Raw genomic sequence first — 17,875 nt, forward strand, 5'->3', positions numbered from 1 at the left:
AGAGAGTTTATACGGTCGCTCACTAAGAAAAAGCCGTCCTAGAAGGACGGGGCTTTAGACCCAATAATTTCGGTAAAATATCTTTGCAGAATTCTTACTTGGCGCTGGGCTGCTGGTTCGCTCGCATTCTCTCCACCGATGACGCCAGCTTGGGGAATAGTAATGTAATCAAACCTGCCCAAGGGTATATTTCTGTCAAGACGTACCAAAGGTTTAGAGCGATTAAATAGCAACTCAATCTGAGTTTGCTGTTCGCGTTCTTCAGGATACAACTTCATAAAACGAGTGCAAGCATCCATATCCGAGTAAAGCCTGCTTTGGGGTGGCGCTTCCTTAATAAATCGCCCGGTTGTCTTATCTACAACTTCCTCCAACTCTGAATACTGAACCTCCGCTATTTTTTGTACATCTAACAAGCGAAATGTAGTCGCTGCATGGGGTGATTGACTCCAAAACTTGCTCTGGTTGCTGCGAGCCAAAACTTGCTCAGTCATTTGCTGGGACAGCACATCTCGGCCACCAGTAATTGCTATAAAGTCGGCATACAGTTCGTTTAGCTCCTGTGGCTGAAATAGCTTCAAGCCAACAAATTCAAGAGCATCTACTTGGTTTGCCTCTTGTTTTGCATACTCTCGAAACTTAGCTTCTGATTGCTCCATACGCATAATCCAGCGGTTTAATTGACTCTTCAATTGATTCACAGTACCCAAAAGGCTACGCAAAACTTTAGCAGCAATTAGCCGGGACTCCCGCTCTAAACCAGCTTGCAGCGATTTTCCTAAACCTTTGAAAGCTTCATCGCATTGCTTATTTATCCAGTCTTGTTTAGTCGCCATCCAGCGAGTGCGGAATTCATTAATTTTAGAGAGTGCAGCAGCATACTCATCAAGTCCAACTTTTTCGACTACTTCCCACGTTTTTTCAGCTTCCCGCTCTAACTGTTCGATTTGAGTATTGAAATTACATTCTATTAGCTCCAGCATAACTTTAAGAAAATTAGGCCCTCGGTCGCGGTCTACCAGATAGGAATAAAGTTTTTCTTGGAGAGCGATAGCAGCAGAATTAACGAACTGATTCTCGTTATTATACATCCGCTGGATAAACTCACCTCGTCTCTTTTGATCGTTACGTAAATGATCCAAACGGTATTGTTCCACTTTCGGTTGGAGATAGCCGTCAATAAACTCCAAAATTTTCCCTGTTTCTTCTGCGAAAAAAGGAGGGTTTGGCAACTGGGAAGTACACTGGAGCCGATTTTCCTTGATAATTTCTTCAGTTACACTTTTCAACCATTGCTGAATAATCTGTTGATAGGGACGACCGTCCTGAGCAAGTAAAATCTCGGCTCTTAGCTCCCTATTTAGCAATTTAATCGCTTTCAACTCTCGCTCAATATCTAGTTCCATATCACTAGGTAGTAGCACTTCAGAATTTAGCCACCATTTGTACAAGTCAGCAGCTAATAACGCAGATAGGTAGTTGCGAATTTGATGAATAGGAATTTCGATACTAGCTATCCCGAAACTCATAAAATTTAGGGGATAGCTGCGACCCAAAGGTTCGGCTTTGTTGTTGATTGGTTGGTCATTTCTTCCGCCGATTAGGCGCTTAGTATTATCCCGAATTGAACGCTTATAGGGCGAGTAATCAGAAACTAAGTCTAGAAAGATATTCTGAGCCATCATCTCCCGAACTGTATCCGCCTTTAACGTCACCAGCTCATTGTTAGTACCGACGATGTAAGTATAATCATAGGGAGGACGGCGCTCTTCTAATCGGGAATTTTCCGTGGGGCCATATAGTACACTATAAGTGGTATTAGTGTCAGAGAAATAATTGAACTCCATCAAAGCAGCATAACCATTTTCTTTGATTCGCAACCCCGAAGCGATGCCAGAAAAGGCATCGGTAGAAGGAATAATTGCTGTTGTTTCTAAACCATTTTCCCCTCTGAACCATTCCCGCAGCGAGTATCCCAAATCGATTAACATTCCGCTACCAGTACCGCCTGAGATGGAACCAATTACGAAGATATTGAGTTTAGGTTGAACTGTCAGATTGTAATTTCCAATCATGGTTTGCTCGTGACCCTGAATTCTGCGCCTTGCTTCTGCACACTTTTCTCGAATTCTGTCACGGTTAAAAAAGAAAGAGAATCGACCGCAAGCACGAATCTGACCTGCTCCTTCTTCACTGGCTAAAAGGCCTGGCTTTGAGATGAGTTCAGGGGGAAGCCATTCATGAAACCAGGAATAGCTATTAGGAGAATTAGTAATTTCTTCAGCATCTTCTAATTTGACTCGCGACCAATACTTTTCAGATGCTTCTAGAGGTGGCCCCGCCATTACGGGATTGGAAATTTTGTAGCTTTGATCTGTATCAATGTGGAGAAATCCAAGGATAGGCAATTTATCCAAGCTACCATAGGACTCAGTTACTAATCGGCGAAGTCTGGCAATTACTTCAAGTCCTGTACCCCCTACCCCAATAATCAGTGTAGGAACAATTGTTCGGAGTTCTTCTTGTGCAATTGGCATAAAATTGTCCTCAAAATCAGTAATTAACTCTAAAAAATTTGGCTCTGGGAATTAAGTTTCGTAATCTAACACTGATGAAACGGGTTGACTAATCCTGCTAGTAACAATAATGCCGGAGTTGCCAAAGTCCAAAAAGCAGCGTTAAATAGGGCTATTTGACCTGATATGTCAACACGAATCCTTAGATATTTTTCAAGGAACCTATCTATTGGCAGCAGCATCATCCACATAAATGACATCCAAGCCAAACCCAGAAATATTGGAATTAATGGGCTGGTATTGAATCGGTTAAATACCTGACCTGCTAGTAATTGCGAGATATTGCTTGGGCTAGCTGAAAAAGCTATACCACCTGTTTTTCGTGCCCACGTATCTATTTTTGAAGTCAGGGGTTGGCCGACCACTAAAAAGTTTAATTTAACGCCATTTTTACTAGCTTCTGATACTTTCTGAGTGTCAATCTCAAATACTCCATCTGTGATGACTAACATTTGTTGGCATCTTGCTTTCTGGGTATTTAACTGAGATAATCCGTTTTCTACGGCTAAACTAATGTTGGTTCCTCCCCCTAGCTGCTGTGCGATAGACGGTTGAATAACTCGCTCGATCGCTTGGTAAATTTCGTCTCTGTTGCTAGAGAAATTGGAGGTGATTGGCACTACTTTGTCGGCAAAACCAGATAGAGATAATAAGTTGGGTTTGGGCAAGCTAGCGTTTTTGTCTACATAAGCTTTGACAGCATCAATTTCTTGCTGCATAATACTTCCCTGCGATCGAAAAAGTTTAATGTCGTTCTGGTAGGTACTACCGCTGAGGTCGAGGGCAATCTGAACTGAAACCAACTGAGGAAACCAACCTAACTGCGTAGTTAACAATCCTAAGAGTAGAAACAATGCAGTTAAGCCAGCAAAAAACTGGAAAATTGCATAGCGCCAAGGAGGTTGATTGGTATGTAATGTCATAGACTGCCCAACCTCCTATTATTGAATGGGTTTAAAAGTAAATGGAGTACCTGACGGACCACCGCTACCTTTGGTGGTTTGAACTAAAATTGGTTCGCCAAGCCGATCGCCAGTTTGTTCAAACATTAGTACCGAACCTGAAGTCTCAGCCGGCGAAATATTGATAGATTTGAGATTCTGAAGCACTGTCGATCGAGAAGGACTGCTAGACAGGGCTTTAATCAAAGCCTGAGTTGCATCAAAGCTAGTAGCAGTGCGCCAGCTAACCTGTCCCAGCCATCTCTTTTCCGCTGTTTGTGCGTAAGGTGTTTGAGCAAACCAAGGTACAGCTAAAATTAAACCTTCCACAGCATTTCCCCCTGATGTCAAAGTTGTTGAAGTATACAAAGCATCACCACCTAATAGCTTCATCTGCTGTCCTGCTGGCAGTTGACTGTTGGCTACGGCCAAGGCAATGGCAACAGTAGTAAACTGCGTATTTGGTAACAAAACAATTGCATTGACTTGGCCCTGAAGTGCCTTAATTTCGTCCTGTGGTTTGAAAGCTGGGTTGCTCATGTCAATTGACCGTACAACAATACCTCCAGGCTGTTTGAAATTTGCTTCAAATGCTTGCTGTAAACTACTGCTGTAGGTACTTTTGGGATTGTAAAAAATTGCTACTTTATCTATTCGTAAAGTATTCCAAGCATAGTCAGCTAATTTTCTACCAGATACAGCGTCAGAAGGCACTGTCCTGAAGAAGTTGCTGCCTGATAAAGTGGTACTGGTACTCGTAGGAGATACCATTGGGATGCCAGCTTTTTCATACTCAACCAAGGCTGCTTTGCTGGCATCGCTGGCATTGTGCCCGATAACGCCTAAAATGTTGGAATTTTTTGCTAATTCTTGGGCAACTCCAGCAGATATAGGAGGGTCGTTACCGTCGTTGGCAATGAAAATTTCTAGCAACCGCTTGTCTAATCCTCCGGCATCATTAAATTTAGTTTGAGCATCTGCCACACCTCGCAACATTTCCTCTGCTGAGGCTGTACCTCCTTCCACTGGTACAACTACTGCTAACGCGAAAGGAGAAGCTGCTAGGCGCGCTTTGGCGTTGTTGAAATAAATTTGGAGTTCTGGAGAATTGCGATCGCCCTGCGCGGCCTTTTCAAAAAATTCGCTGGCTTGGCTGTAATTAGAAGCTTTAAACGCTTGAGTACCTCGATCGCCATCAGCATTTGGTTTGCCGAGAAATAGGCGACGTTCTCCGTTGCTATAACGTTCGGGTGCTGATGCTGGAAGTGAGACAGGTGGGGGTGTGGTTGTCGGTGATGCTGTCGGTGATGTCGTCGGTGAAGCACTCTGAACTACTTCTTCTGGTTTTGGACGCGGTTTAGATATCCACAGCCAAACTGCAATCCCCAAAACAGCCAACACAACGGCTGCTGCGATCGCACGCCAGGGAATTCCTTCGATCCCTCCCTTACCATTAGGAGGTTTTAAGCCAGGACGATGTTTGGAACACAGAAGGCAGGTATCTCCGTAATTTTCTATTTTTGTGTGTGACCCTGGTGGATTGCCTGTGCATTCCCAAGGACCATTAGGATCGTCAGCCATGCTTGCTAAACCTTTGTCTTGTTTACTGACAGAGAAAGCGAGTTAAGAAATAAAAATGATAAAATCCGAGTTCGCATCAATTGCCTCTATTTGTCTATCAGGCTAGAAGCCTAACTTTTTTGCAAAAGTTGCTGGATTAGTTACAAAAGTTTACAAATATCCTTAGCTATCGATCGCACTCACAAACACAAGATGCTTCCCAACAGCGCCTGTCGCAGCCTCCTACTTATATATCTGGGAAAATCCAAAAAATTATGCAAAAACCCAGAAAATTAAGATGCTTCCCAACAGCGCCTGTTGCAGCCTCCTGTTTATATATCTGGGCAAATTCAGAAAATTATGCAAAAACCCAGAAAATAAATTAAAAAAATTACCGATCGCACCCGAAACTAGAGTCAAAGCGAGAAATTTACCAAAATTCAGCCCTACTCCCCTGTCGGGTCGCTAACTGCCATCAGTAATCACTCAAAAGCCCAGCCACAAACTTTTTGACTTGTAAATTGCACGGTTTACAGTTGAGCTTTCAAGTATATTAAGCTAAATAACACTGGTCGTAAACTGACATACATCAGGAATTATGTTAGACTTCCATCAGGAACTTCACACACACCTATTTATGGCATCCACAAACGATCGCTTCGTCGAAGCAGAAAGCCGCTGGGACTTAAAAACCCTGTACGCAGACTTGGCCGCCGTTAAGGGAAAGCCTCTCACCCCCGTCGAAAAGCTCCACCTGCGGGGGTTGCTTTGCGGCTACAGTCCCGCTGAAATCGCCGAAAAGCTGCAAAAGAATCCCAAGGGTGTTGAAACTGACCTGTGTGCCTCTATTTATAAATACGTTAAAGCCTTTGTGGGTAAAGGCATTGAAAAGATAGAAAACTGGAGAAATATTGCTGAATGGCTTGAGGATGCTGGATATAAAACTCAGTCGTCTGCTAAATTCCCAGTCAAAGATTTATTACCCGAAAATTGTATTGTTAATGTAACCAATATAAATATAGATAACAATCAAATAGTATTTTTGATAAACTTGCGAATACCGACCTCACCAGATTCAGAACTCTCAATACAAAACTTTGACTTAAACAACGACAATACTAATTAGGCTGTGGCTGCAACGCCAGCCAGCACAGTTGAGTAAAGCAGCGAAAACTTGCGATCGCCCAGGTGACAGCCGAGACGTAGGGCGATCGCACTCTGAATTTTTACGCCAAAATAAATTTAGAATTGGTAAGTTTTTACACTGATAAAATTTTCTACCTCACTGTTGTAAAAATCCCCTGAAAAATTATCCTACATTCCACGTTGCCGTTAGGCTTTCGCTCTCATTTCTGTTTCACTAGCGCCTGCTCGCACCATAATTGTCCGAACAAGAGAACCAAATATTCTCCAGCCGACAAGACTTAGGCTGGCGTGCCGCGTTGCTAACAGCAAATCATCAAGACGTATCTGTATAATTCCATCAAATACTACAGCATTGGCCACTACATTGCGAGAGTCCCCTGGTAATGGTGGAAGATACATTCGCTTAGTCGATTTGAACTTTAGCAGTTCACCAAGGAGTTGTTTTGCATCAGGATCGTCAGAAAAAATTGGTTGCAATCGCAGCAGCGACGCATAATCGCGGCGACCCCGAACAAGGTCACAGGTTGAGCTTGCGACAGCAAACTTCATGTTAGTAATGCGTTCTCCCATGAAGTAACCAGCATCACTACTAACAATATCTCCCTGCAAAAGAGCGAAAGCATCATCATCGTCCCCAATCAAACCTCTTGCTAACATATCCCCATACTCAATTGGCTGACGCACCAGTGCTCCCTCGGCCCCGAAAACTTTCTGACGGTATTTTGTCTTACCGAGTCGAGTGGCAAAGTCTTGAATAATTGTGAAAACTCGATCGTCGTGAGAAAGTTCGCGTAGCTGATTTTCAAGAGTTGCCAGATTGTTAGGCTCATTATTTGCAGCAGCCATCACCCTCTCTCTATCCTATTGTCGATCGCACTCTCCGATTGCTTTCAGACGATCGATTTCATCGGGATCGAGCATCACTTCATCATCCTCATCCAAATCAAAATTCTCTGGAACTAATCGATCGAAACTATTGCGACTGGGAAGCTCGGGTAAATCTCCCAGCATCGCAACCGCTTCCGCAAGTAGATTGAGATTCTCTGGATCGGGGTGTTTTTGTGCCGCACGTACAGCCAAAACCACAACACGCAATCCTCCCCTCAGCCTCTCGACATCACGGGCTAGTCCATACATTGCTTGAAAATCGCGTTCCTCAATAATACGGTACTGTCCTGTTTTTGTTTGAAGAGTAGCAATGACACCATTCGCGATCGAACTTAGTGCTTCTGCGCCCTTTAAACGAAACTTTTCAAACGATGTCCAGCTTGCACCATTTTGCAACCTAAATTTTTTATTTGTACTTTGCATAGTTTAACCTCCTTATTATATTCTAACGCAAACCCAACGGAAAAACAACACTTAATTAATTCTAGCTTAAAATAAACAGCCGAGACCTAGGGCGATCGCGAATCATACTTCGATCGTGCTATTATTCAATGATAGTGTCAGTAACTAAAAAAAATGGCAACAATTAACCTTCAAATTCCCGACGAACTAGCACTGCGGCTAGAGCCTCTCAAAGATGAGTTACCACAAATTTTGATGCTGGGATTGAGGGAAGTCGAAGCCAATCCAGCAAACGGATTTTCTGGACTCAGGCAGCTCTTAGAATTTATAGCAAGTTTACCATCACCACAAGAAATATTAGCCCTGCATTTGTCCGAGTCTCTGCAAGCGGAAATCGATAATTTATTAGAGAAAAATCGCACAGAAGGACTCACGCCGATCGAGCAGCGTTTGTGGCAGCAATACGAATTTGTAGAACATTTAGTACGCATTGCCAAAGCGCAAGCCCTGCTGAAATTGAGCGAGGCTGCATGAGTAAAACCTACGTTTCAGCTAGTCTGCGACGAACGGTATGCGATCGCGCCAACGGATGCTGCGAATATTGTTTAATTCCAGAAAAACTCGCCCTCTCGTCTCATCAAGTAGACCATATCATCGCAGAAAAACACAGGGGCGAAACAGTTGAAAGCAATCTGGCTTTGTCTTGCTCGCTTTGTAACAAAAATAAAGGCAGCGACATTGCTTCGATCGATCCAGAAACACGTGAAGTGGTTCGACTTTACAACCCTCGAAAAGATCGTTGGGCAGACCATTTTCAACTTCAAACTGAAAGTGGTACGATCGAACCTCTAACTGCGATCGGTCGAGTAAGTGTGTATTTATTGCAAGTTAATCGTGCAGAATGCCTGACTCAACGCAAGCTATTGAGCAAAACTCGATCGTTAACAATACCCGATTAATCGCTAGCCAACCTAATCTTTACCTATGAGTATCACCCTCACCCCCGAACAAGAATAACTCATACTCGCCCAACTCGCCAGCGGGCGCTATACCAACGTTACTGAAATCATTGCTGACGCGCTGCGACTTCTGGAAAAACGCGATCGATACGATCGCTGGGTAGAAGAAGTTTGCGCCAAAATCGACATCGCCGCCGCACAACTCGATCGCGGTGAAGGAGTGGATGGTGAAACGGCGATCGCTCAAATCAAAGCCAAATTTCACCAAGCTCGATCGGTATAATTGCCAACCAGTAACCGCTAATGCTTGCGATTTATTAAATTTGAGTTAGAAGAGTATGAATAAAAGTTGAACTGCAATTATGCCGAATCTTTACATTATAGGCGGGCCTAACGGTTCAGGAAAAACTACCGTCTCTCTGAGATTATTACCCTATTTCTTAGAATGTTTTGAATATGTGAATGCAGATGCGATCGCCGCCGGAATGTCTCAATTCAATCCAGAGTCAGTCGCCATCCTCGCAGGACGCTTAATGATACAAAGACTGCGAACTTTATCAGACTCTTTAGGAATTACGCACTCCAACCAAAGAAACCGGGTTTTTACGAAAATATGCGTTTCAGCCAGTAGATTCGGTAAAAAACCCGGTTTCTAGGCCCCCATGAACAATCTCCAGAACTCGCAATTGAACGGGTGCAGCGTAGGGTCGAAAGTGGCGGACATTCTATTCCAGAAGATGTCATCCGCAGGCGATACGATCGCGGACGCAGAAACTTAACTTCATTATATTTACCATTGTGCGATCGCTGGATAGTCTATGATAATTCTAGAGATACTATCCGAATAATTGCTGAAGGTAGTGCAGAAGAGGGAACCCTCATCTCTGACAGTGAAACTTGGAATCGTATTATAAATTAGTAACATGACTCAAGAAAAGTTTGTCAAATTATCCGATCGCATTGACGCAGGTGTCAAAGCAGCAATTGCCGAAGCAATAGAAAAGCACCGCAGACTGGGACAATCAATTAGTATCTGGCGTGACGGTAAAATCGTGACTTTAACTGCTGATGAAATTCCACCGCTATCCAATAACGACACTGTATAATTCTAATTCCCATCGTCTATTGTGCTAGGATTAGATTAGAGCGTCAGTGAGTAAAAAAAATGGCAACAATTACCCTTCAAATTCCCGACGAATTGGCTCAACGTCTAGAACCTTTGCAAAATCGATTGCCAGAATTGCTTTGGCAAATTCTAGAAATAACGAAAAATCCCACAACTATCGAGCCGGAAATCAACACTCATAGTGGCGATATTCCCGCAGTTTATCAAGAAGTTCTAGATTTTTTGATAAAGAGTCCAATTCCACAAGAGATTGTTAATTTCAAGGTTTCACAACAGGCTCAGACACGCCTGCAAATTTTGCTTGACAAAAACCGCGAATCGACCCTAAATGAAATGGAAATAGCAGAATTAGATGTTTACGAGCAGCTAGAACATCTGATGATTTTACTAAAAGCAAGAGCCTATTCGGAAATTGGATAAATGACTTCTACTTCCATTTCTGCGGAACTCCGCAGATTAGTTATTGAAAGAGCTTCTGGACACTGTGAATATTGTCAGATTCATCAAGATGTTTCAATCTACAGCCATGAAGTAGACCAGATCGTTGCTTTAAAACACGGAGGTAAAACCCGTGCTGAAAATCTCGCTTTTTCTTGTCTATCTTGTAACCGCCACAAAGGTTCTGATTTAGCTACTATAGACCCAGTAAATGACGAAATTGTCCCTTTATTTAATCCACGCCGTCAGGTATGGGACGAACATTTTGTTCTGAATGATGCCAGAATAGCAGGCATCACTCAGATTGGTCAAGCTACTGCAAGATTACTCAAAATCAATGCTCCAAATCGCATACTTGAGCGTCAAGTTTTGATCGATCGACGACGGTATCCATAAATAAGGCTCAGAACAATGCTATTTAAATTATGAGAATCATCAGAGGCGATCGCAATTTAGAAACTTTCAACAGTCAACCCTCAACAATCAACTAATTACTCGATCGCACTGTCAGCACTTGCGGCGGCGTCGCATCCGGCGGATACAGAAAATCCACCTGCACCAAACGCTTTTCCCCCGGCTTCATGTTCACATTCACCAAAGGTTCACCCTGCTGTCCCCGGCGCTGCACGATGTGAATGTAGCGCGTCAAAGTCTTCCCCCCATCATCATTAAACATTACCCGCACCGTACCTCGGAAAAATATCCGATTTTCGGGAGGATCGTAAAACATCAATCCCGCCGATTCTGTATTTGCCTTAATCGGTGTTTGCATCTTAATACTCACAGATTGAAAATCGCGAGATTTGTTATAAAGCGGAAAACTCAAACTGTATTGAATTCCGTAATTGCCGTGAGCAAAATAAGCAGTATCGGGATAGCGCGCTAACATTTTAGCACTTTGAATTTGACCCGTGCCAAAAGTACCCGTATCCGTAGTGCTCAAGGCATAGGAAAATTCTTCGCCGCGTTTGGGAATGGTTAAATAATCAGTTCTCGAACTGTCAGTAATTTTAGCTTGCCATTGAGAACCTTCCGCTACTCCCGAGACGCGCCCGTAAATTTTTTGCTCGGGGTTTTCGCCTGTGGGAGTTGGTGCTAAATCTCTCGGCCCCGCTAAACCTTTGGTAGTTAAAATATTTTCCCACTGTTCTAATGTCGGATATTGTTCGATGCCATCTTTAGTTTGGGGAGCAAACATTGCCAAAGAAGCAACATAAACCGAATTGCTGCTCGACATTCGCATCAAGGTCGATCGCCCGTTGGAAGCAGGCGTCACAGTCCCCACAGGTATCGGCAAATTCATCAGCATTCGGCTCTGCAGAGCCGGAATCTCGATCGCAGCCGGCAAAATGGCTTGTCTGTGCCCCCGCAACACATCGCTGGTGATGCGGCTGCCAGGCCCCGCAAACACAGTACCGAATCGATTTTCTAAATACGACGGCAAATCGACAAACAAAGCATCCGGCCGAGTTAAATAAGTCGCTCCTTGCAGGATATTTAAAGTAACAGGTTCCGAGTTGGGATTGTGAACAATTATGCCTTGAAATAAGGTGCGAGTTTGGTCGCGATTTTTTGCCTTGGCGATGTGGTGGGCGAAGATGTCAAATCGGCCGTTGAAGGCAAAGTTTAAGTGTGCAGAAGGTACTTGTTTGGCTTCCTCGGGAAATGTGGAGAGCAAAATGCCTTCGGTTTGTACAACTTCGGGGCTGTTGCTGTTGAAAACGGGGATGCTGTCGAGTTTTCCGGGCAAAACGCGCACTTGCTGGGGCACCATGACAGTGTTCAGCGGGGCGGTTGTCTGCGGTTGTGGTGGTAAATCCAGTTCGTTTTCCGGTAGCGGGACTTCTCGCTGGATTTGGATGACTTGTTGGCTCGGAGGTTTCGGGATTGCTTGAGCTAAGGGTAGAGTTGGCCAAAGAAACATAGCTGTGAGCGCGTTTAACTGAACTTGCAGAAGATTGCCTTGACGCAAAGCAATCGACACAAAACTTTACCATAAGTTGGTTGATGTTTTTGGGGATTTTTGGATTTTAGGTGGATGTTTCGGGTAAATTCGCCGATCGCCCAATTTATACCAATTTTCAACGAAATAACAGTATTCTTGTTCCCCCCCGAAGCCCGGGGGGGCTAGGGGGGGGTCAAAATTCTTGTCCCCCCCCGAAGCCCGGGGGGGCTAGGGGGCAATACGGTTCACTTAAGATTCCTTATACCCGGAGATCCCCCTCGCATCCCCCTTAAGAAGGGGGACTTTAAGGACTCTCTTGTCCCACCCCCTACTCCCCTTGGTTCGGGGGGTTAGGGGGGATCAGTCTTAAGTAAACCGTATTGGGCTAGGGGGGGTCTTCGAGTGTTGCACAATTTTAGATAAATAGTATTAGCACAGGCGTGGCGCCCAGCTTGCGATCGCACTTTCCTGATCCCGCGCACCATTTCTAAAATTGTTGGGCGTGAACTCGGTTGCGATCGTCGGACGCTCAAACAATTTACCAATTATCAATTACCAATTACCCATTACCAACTTGCGTTATTTCTGTTTTAGGACTACCAACGTAATGTCGTCAAAAACTTTATGTTTGTCAATATGTTGCCGCAGATTATCGATTACTGCTTGTCGAATTTCTTCAGCCGTTTTGTGGCGATTTTCTTGGGTCACTTGGCACAATCTTTCTATGCCGTAATACACTTTATTTATATTTACAGCTTCGGTAATTCCATCAGTGTAAAGCACTACTACATCCCCTGGATTAAGATGCACTTGAACTTGGGAAACAAAATCAGCAATATCTTCCTCTAATCCCACAGGAAAACCGAGATCCATTGTATCGATCCGTTCGATGTTACCATCAGTACGGACTACAATTATTTCTTCATGTTGACCGCTGAGGGTAAGGTTACTGTCTTGATAATCTAACAAAGCCAAGGTCATGTTTTTAGACGAGTCGATGCGCTCGATATTGGCATAAAGGGTGCGGTTTAACACATCAAGAAACTTCACCGGATCGGTTTCGTTCATTTGTTGGAGAGTGCGGACGGCGGTTTGCGCCATAATCATTAATACGCCACTTTCTAAACCATGTCCCGTAACATCGCCGATACTAATTTTCACCCGATCATTTTGGGTTAGCACGTCGTAGTAGTCGCCACCAACTTCATCGGCAGGTTGCATATATCCAGCTATTTCTAATCCTTTAATTTTATCTAGTTCTGATTGTTTGGGCAAAATCATTTGTTGCAGTCGTTTGGTGACTTCTAGTTCGGCACTGAGGCGGAGGTTTTCGGCTTTAAGTTTGTCATTGAGTCCGCTAATTTCCTGGTTTGCTTGGGCGAGTTGGGCAGTGCGTTCTTGCACCTTTTCTTCTAAAGTTTGATAGAGACGGGCATTTTCGATGGAGATCGCAGCTTGGGCGGAAATGATGTTGAGGACTTCTAAGCGATCGCGCGTAAAAGCCCCCGCTGTTAAATTATTTTCTAGGTATAAGATGCCTACCAACTTACCTTGATTAATCAGGGGGCTACACAAGATAGATTTAGGTCGCTGCTGAATAATATACGGGTCAGAGGCAAACCTGGTTTCAGTCGTTGCATCATCAATCGCAAGAGTTTCTTGCGTGCGTTCTACATAATTAACCAGCGAGATAGGAATCACTTGATTTTCAGTCGCTGACTTGGATATTAATTGACATCGTTCACCCGTACATTGAGCTTCAATTTTCCACTCGCCTGCTGGGTCAGGTATGATGAAATAAAACTTTTCTGCTCCGGCGTTTTCCAGCAAAACTTGCATCAAATTCGAGAGCAATTCATCCAGATGAACTTTACCTGAGAGCGCTTGGGAGGCTTTAATAATTGTTGATAAATCCAGATCTTTTGCAGCACCTGAACTGGTAGAAGTGACAGTGGTTCTGGTCTGAACAATCGTTTCGTTTATTCCACTCGGAAGGCTCTTTTTCCTACCGACAATAGGTGCGAGTAATTCAGCATGGCGCTCTTCTAAATCCTTAACTTTTGCGTTCGCTCCCCAGCGGATGTAAGCATAGTAAGCGTCAATTAGATAGGTACGTGCTAGTTTCTGACGACCTAAAGCTAAATAAAATTCTGCTGCTAGTTCATTAGCCAGGGCTTCATCCTGCACATATCCATTTTCCTTGGCTCCATCTATCGCCTGGTCGTAATATTCCATTGCTGAGAAAGATTGCCCCAATACGCGGGATTTTTCTGCTTCTACTAAGTCATACTTATGCTGGTAATTCATTGGGCAATGTTGCGCCCAATATTTCATCTTTTGTTGATTTTCTTCTACTTGCTTCAAGTATTGTTGCTGCTTTTCCTCAGTTTCCTGAAAATACTGAGCTAAAAGAGCCAAAGAATAGTAAAAAATATGTTCGGTAAAGCTAAAGTTACTGTGGAGCATTGTTGAATAATTGACTCCCGTAACACCATGCTCTATAGCTATTGCATAATCTTTAAATAAATAGCAAAGCATGGTTTTAGCAAAAAATACTCTAAATAAGGCAATTGTATTATTAATACTTTGAAAATATACAATTATTTCTTTTTCATTTAACCGATCGCCAACTAATAGCAATTTATTGTCTGCTTGACCCATAAGATTTGCCACTAATTGACCAATGATTTCGATCAGATAAAGCTGATGTTCTTGGGAAAGCTTAGCTGTTAAATCGCTATAGTGTTTTTGTCGCTCTTGCACGTAATCGAGATGTTCTCCCTTAAAAAATAGATGCGAACAGTAGTAATCAGCAGCATGACAAGCATATTCTATATCACCCACTTCTAAGCCGCTATTAATTGCTTGCAGCAGGGGTTCTATAGTGGTTACTAGAGGCTTTTTTAGATGGTGACTACTTATAAAAATACTAACGAATACTTTAGATAAAAACTCTTTTGCCTTTAACCGCTCCAATAACTGCAAAGATATTTGACCAAGTTGATAGGCAGAATCTATATCTGGTATTAGCCAAGATATGAGCGAACCATAAGTAGCATAGGCATAAATAGAAACGGACGAATTCCCGTACTGAATAGAGATTTTAATCATAGTATATAGAATCGGTAGCGCGAACACGCTCGATCCAAAACAAGCAGGAGGCCATATAAGAATTAAAATTTGCATTGCCGCTAGCTTGTAGGGATCGGTCATTCTTGGCAGGTTAGTTAACTCCTCAAAATTTAAGTTTTGCGGAGCTGATTCATATAGGGACACTCCTAGCATTTCTAGAACTTGCAGCCCCGTATCTAACGCAGATTGAATCTGGTTTTTAGCAATGTCAAATCTAATTTTTAGATCGTATAATTTGACTTTTTCGAGGGTGGTTTTGGCAGTTTGCAGAGCGCGATCGCATAAAATTTTGGCTATTTCTAAATTAGCATTGAGATATTCGGCTTCCGTCGCTTCCAGATACAGAGCAAATGTCAGCTCGTATCGACTTTCCCAGCTATCTTGACTCAGGAGATCCAAACCTACATTCAAATAATTAACAGCGACTTCATACGCAGTCGCTGCCTTTGCTTTCTGTCCGGCGATCAGGTTTAATTCAGCTAGCTCATCTTTTTCTGACTGAGTAGTTAGTAAATCTGTCCCAAAATTCAGTTGGTTAACCAAAGCAAAGATATTATCTTTTCGCTCTTGAGGTGTTGTATTATTCAGCAACAGTTGACCAATTTTCAGGTGAGTGGCTTTTTTCTCCGATTCTGGAATCAAAGAATAGGCTGCTTGCTGCACTCGATCGTGCAAAAATTTGTATTCAACTTTGATATCCCGTACAGAGGCCAACTCTTCCTGGGCCAATACTAGAGGAATTTTGTAATTTTCAGACAGCGGCAGAATCAAACCAGCTTGCATTGCTTCCCACAAATGAGCAGCAGTCGTTAAGTTTGATTCTTCGTTGACTATTGATAAAACTTCTAAGTTAAATTGGTTGCCGATACAAGCCGCTAGTTTTAATGCTTTCTGGGTTGTTTCTGGGAGTTTGCGAATATTTCGGGCAATCAGTTCAACAATATTGAAATCTGCGATGCCAATTGCTTGGATTTGTTGAATATTCCACTCCCAGCGGTCTGTATCTACTTGATAAACCAGCAGATTTTCCGAGTACAGGGTTTTGAGTAGCTGCGTTAAGAAAAACGGATTGCCTTGGGTTTTATTAAAAAGTAATTTAGCAAAAACTTTAATTTTGTCTAAGTTTACGCTGGCATCGAAAGTGTCGGCGATTAATTGGTTGACGCTATCCAAAGCCAGCGCTTGAATGGTGATATTATTCACCACCGTTTCAGTTTCTTGAATTTTTTCTATTGTCTGAATTAAAGGATGAACGGGACTGACTTCGTTATCTCGATAAGCTCCAATCGTCAACAAATATTTGTTATCGGGATCGGTTACCAAGAGTTGGATTAACTTTAGAGATGCCGAATCTGCCCACTGTAAATCGTCGAGGAAGATGACTAGCGGATGTTCTGGTTGACAAAAAACTCGAATAAATTGTTGAAATACCCGATTAAATCTGTTTTGTGATTCCGATGACCCTAGTTGAGAAACTTCAGGCTGTTTACCGATAATTAATTCGACTTCGGGGATAACATCAATAATAACTTGACTGTTAGTATCTAGCGCTTTTAATAAGTTTTCTTTCCAAACAGCAATCTGTTCGGAACTTTCGGTTAATAGCTGACGAACTAATTCTTGAAATGCTTGGATTAAAGCTGCATAGGGAATATTGCGCTTAAATTGGTCAAATTTACCCGCAATAAAATACCCCCTTGCTGCTACAATTGGTTTATGAACTTCATTGACAATTGAAGTTTTACCAATCCCGGAATAACCGGAAACCAACATCATCTCGGTGGCACCGAGGCTGACTCGCTCAAAGGCATCTAGAAGGGTTTGGACTTCGGTTTCTCTGCCATAAAGCTTCTGGGGAATGAGTAATTGGTTGCCGCGATCGCGTTGACCGATGGGAAAGTTTTCTATCTGACCATTAGTCTGCAATTGCTGCAAACAAGTTTCCAGGTCAAATTTTAATCCCGCAGCACTTTGATATCGGTCTTCAGCATTTTTTGCTAACAGTTTCATCACAATATCTGAAACTGCTTGGGGAATTTCTGCTACCTCTTTGGGTGGGACAGGTTGTTTGGCAATATGACAGTAAACCAACTCCATCGGATCGGTGGTAGTAAATGGCAACTGGTTGGTTAGCATTTCATAGAAAGTTGCTCCCAACGAATAGAAGTCGGTGCGGTAGTCAATTGCTCGATTCATCCTTCCCGTTTGTTCGGGAGATAGATAAGCGAGAGTCCCTTCTAGCAAGTTGAGATTGCTAATTGTTTGGCTCTTTAATTCCAACCGCGAAGCAATACTAAAGTCAGTTAGTTTCAGTTTTCCAGTAGCTGGATTGATAATTATATTTGAAGGTTTAATATCTTTGTGAATAATCGGTATTTGATGGAGATAAATCAAAGATTCGGCTATAGCGATTGCGCCTCTTAGAAACTCGGTTATTGACAGTTTATTAGCTGCTATAAACTTAGCAAGTGATTGACCGCCAAAATCTTCTAAGATTAGAGCCAAACTATTCTGATATTTTTCTAAGCTGTAGGTTTTGACAATTCCTTCACAATCTAAATTTTGAGTCAGTAAAAATTCTTGCCTTAAATTGGTGATTTGTTCAAGACTAGGATAATCGTCTTTGATGACTTTAATGATAACTGGTTGTCTGTCCTCGTCTTTTTCCCCTCGATATACAACTGTCCTTAATCCTTCGTAAATCTTTTCTATGATTTCATATTGTGAAAGGACAACCATTTTTTATCTTCCTTGTTTAACTC

The 17,875-nt window shown here is 42.8% G+C and carries 16 protein-coding genes; 9 read left to right on the forward strand and 7 right to left on the reverse strand.

Going from position 1 to position 17,875, the window contains the following annotated elements; genetic code table 11:
* Positions 1-38: 38 nt before the first annotated feature.
* The 3 genes from QUB64_RS23115 to QUB64_RS23125 form a co-directional block, all read right to left on the reverse strand.
* Entirely contained in the window at positions 39-2,537 is a 2,499-nt protein-coding gene (locus tag QUB64_RS23115; protein WP_333275668.1) for a tubulin-like doman-containing protein, read from the reverse strand.
* A 65-nt stretch (positions 2,538-2,602) separates the two neighbouring features.
* Positions 2,603-3,499 (reverse strand): vWA domain-containing protein, encoded by an 897-nt coding sequence (locus QUB64_RS23120; protein ID WP_333275666.1) that lies wholly within the window; start codon positions 3,497-3,499, stop codon positions 2,603-2,605.
* Positions 3,500-3,517: 18 nt separating this feature from the next.
* A complete protein-coding gene (locus QUB64_RS23125) occupies positions 3,518-5,098 on the reverse strand; it encodes an ABC transporter substrate-binding protein (protein WP_333275664.1) in 1,581 nt (526 codons plus the stop codon).
* Positions 5,099-5,675: 577 nt separating this feature from the next.
* On the opposite strand from QUB64_RS23125, the gene QUB64_RS23130 reads away from it, so the two are divergent.
* Entirely contained in the window at positions 5,676-6,203 is a 528-nt protein-coding gene (locus QUB64_RS23130) for a helix-turn-helix domain-containing protein (RefSeq protein WP_333275662.1), read from the forward strand.
* Between the two features lie 206 nt (positions 6,204-6,409).
* Here QUB64_RS23130 and QUB64_RS23135 read toward each other — a convergent pair whose 3' ends face one another.
* A complete protein-coding gene (locus tag QUB64_RS23135) occupies positions 6,410-7,069 on the reverse strand; it encodes a hypothetical protein (RefSeq protein ID WP_333275660.1) in 660 nt (219 codons plus the stop codon).
* 15 nt (positions 7,070-7,084) lie between these two features.
* Positions 7,085-7,534: a hypothetical protein gene (locus QUB64_RS23140; protein ID WP_333275659.1), complete on the reverse strand. Its 450-nt coding sequence runs from the start codon at positions 7,532-7,534 to the stop codon at positions 7,085-7,087.
* 153 nt (positions 7,535-7,687) lie between these two features.
* On the opposite strand from QUB64_RS23140, the gene QUB64_RS23145 reads away from it, so the two are divergent.
* The 8 genes from QUB64_RS23145 to QUB64_RS23180 all read left to right on the forward strand — a co-directional run bounded on the left by QUB64_RS23145 (position 7,688) and on the right by QUB64_RS23180 (position 10,432).
* On the forward strand, positions 7,688-8,047 hold the full coding sequence (locus tag QUB64_RS23145; RefSeq protein WP_333275657.1) for a hypothetical protein: 360 nt from the start codon (positions 7,688-7,690) through the stop codon (positions 8,045-8,047).
* The gene (locus QUB64_RS23150) at positions 8,044-8,472 is read left to right on the forward strand and encodes an HNH endonuclease (RefSeq protein ID WP_333275655.1); all 429 of its coding nucleotides are present in this window, start codon (positions 8,044-8,046) and stop codon (positions 8,470-8,472) included. The genes QUB64_RS23145 and QUB64_RS23150 overlap by 4 nt, the downstream gene beginning before the upstream one ends.
* A 61-nt stretch (positions 8,473-8,533) precedes the next feature.
* Positions 8,534-8,755, forward strand: a complete 222-nt coding sequence (locus tag QUB64_RS33050) for a ribbon-helix-helix domain-containing protein (protein ID WP_369124815.1) — start codon at positions 8,534-8,536, stop codon at positions 8,753-8,755.
* Positions 8,756-8,834: 79 nt separating this feature from the next.
* On the forward strand, positions 8,835-9,128 hold the full coding sequence (locus tag QUB64_RS23160) for a hypothetical protein (RefSeq protein WP_333275651.1): 294 nt from the start codon (positions 8,835-8,837) through the stop codon (positions 9,126-9,128).
* Between the two features lie 38 nt (positions 9,129-9,166).
* On the forward strand, positions 9,167-9,391 hold the full coding sequence (locus QUB64_RS23165; protein WP_333275649.1) for a hypothetical protein: 225 nt from the start codon (positions 9,167-9,169) through the stop codon (positions 9,389-9,391).
* Positions 9,392-9,395: 4 nt separating this feature from the next.
* Positions 9,396-9,578, forward strand: coding sequence for a hypothetical protein (locus QUB64_RS23170; protein ID WP_333275647.1), 183 nt, complete (start codon positions 9,396-9,398; stop codon positions 9,576-9,578).
* A 59-nt stretch (positions 9,579-9,637) separates the two neighbouring features.
* Positions 9,638-10,018, forward strand: a complete 381-nt coding sequence (locus QUB64_RS23175) for a hypothetical protein (protein WP_333275645.1) — start codon at positions 9,638-9,640, stop codon at positions 10,016-10,018.
* Positions 10,019-10,432, forward strand: a complete 414-nt coding sequence (locus tag QUB64_RS23180; protein ID WP_333275643.1) for an HNH endonuclease — start codon at positions 10,019-10,021, stop codon at positions 10,430-10,432.
* A gap of 91 nt (positions 10,433-10,523) precedes the next feature.
* Here QUB64_RS23180 and QUB64_RS23185 read toward each other — a convergent pair whose 3' ends face one another.
* Both QUB64_RS23185 and QUB64_RS23190 read right to left on the reverse strand, forming a co-directional pair.
* Complete coding sequence (locus tag QUB64_RS23185; RefSeq protein WP_333275672.1) at positions 10,524-11,960, reverse strand: DUF3370 domain-containing protein; 1,437 nt, start codon at positions 11,958-11,960, stop codon at positions 10,524-10,526.
* Positions 11,961-12,560: 600 nt separating this feature from the next.
* Entirely contained in the window at positions 12,561-17,852 is a 5,292-nt protein-coding gene (locus QUB64_RS23190) for an AAA family ATPase (protein ID WP_333275641.1), read from the reverse strand.
* Between the last annotated feature and the right edge of the window lie 23 nt (positions 17,853-17,875).

Source organism: Microcoleus sp. Aus8_D2 (assembly GCF_036702665.1).
In the GTDB taxonomy this organism is placed as follows: domain Bacteria; phylum Cyanobacteriota; class Cyanobacteriia; order Cyanobacteriales; family Microcoleaceae; genus Microcoleus.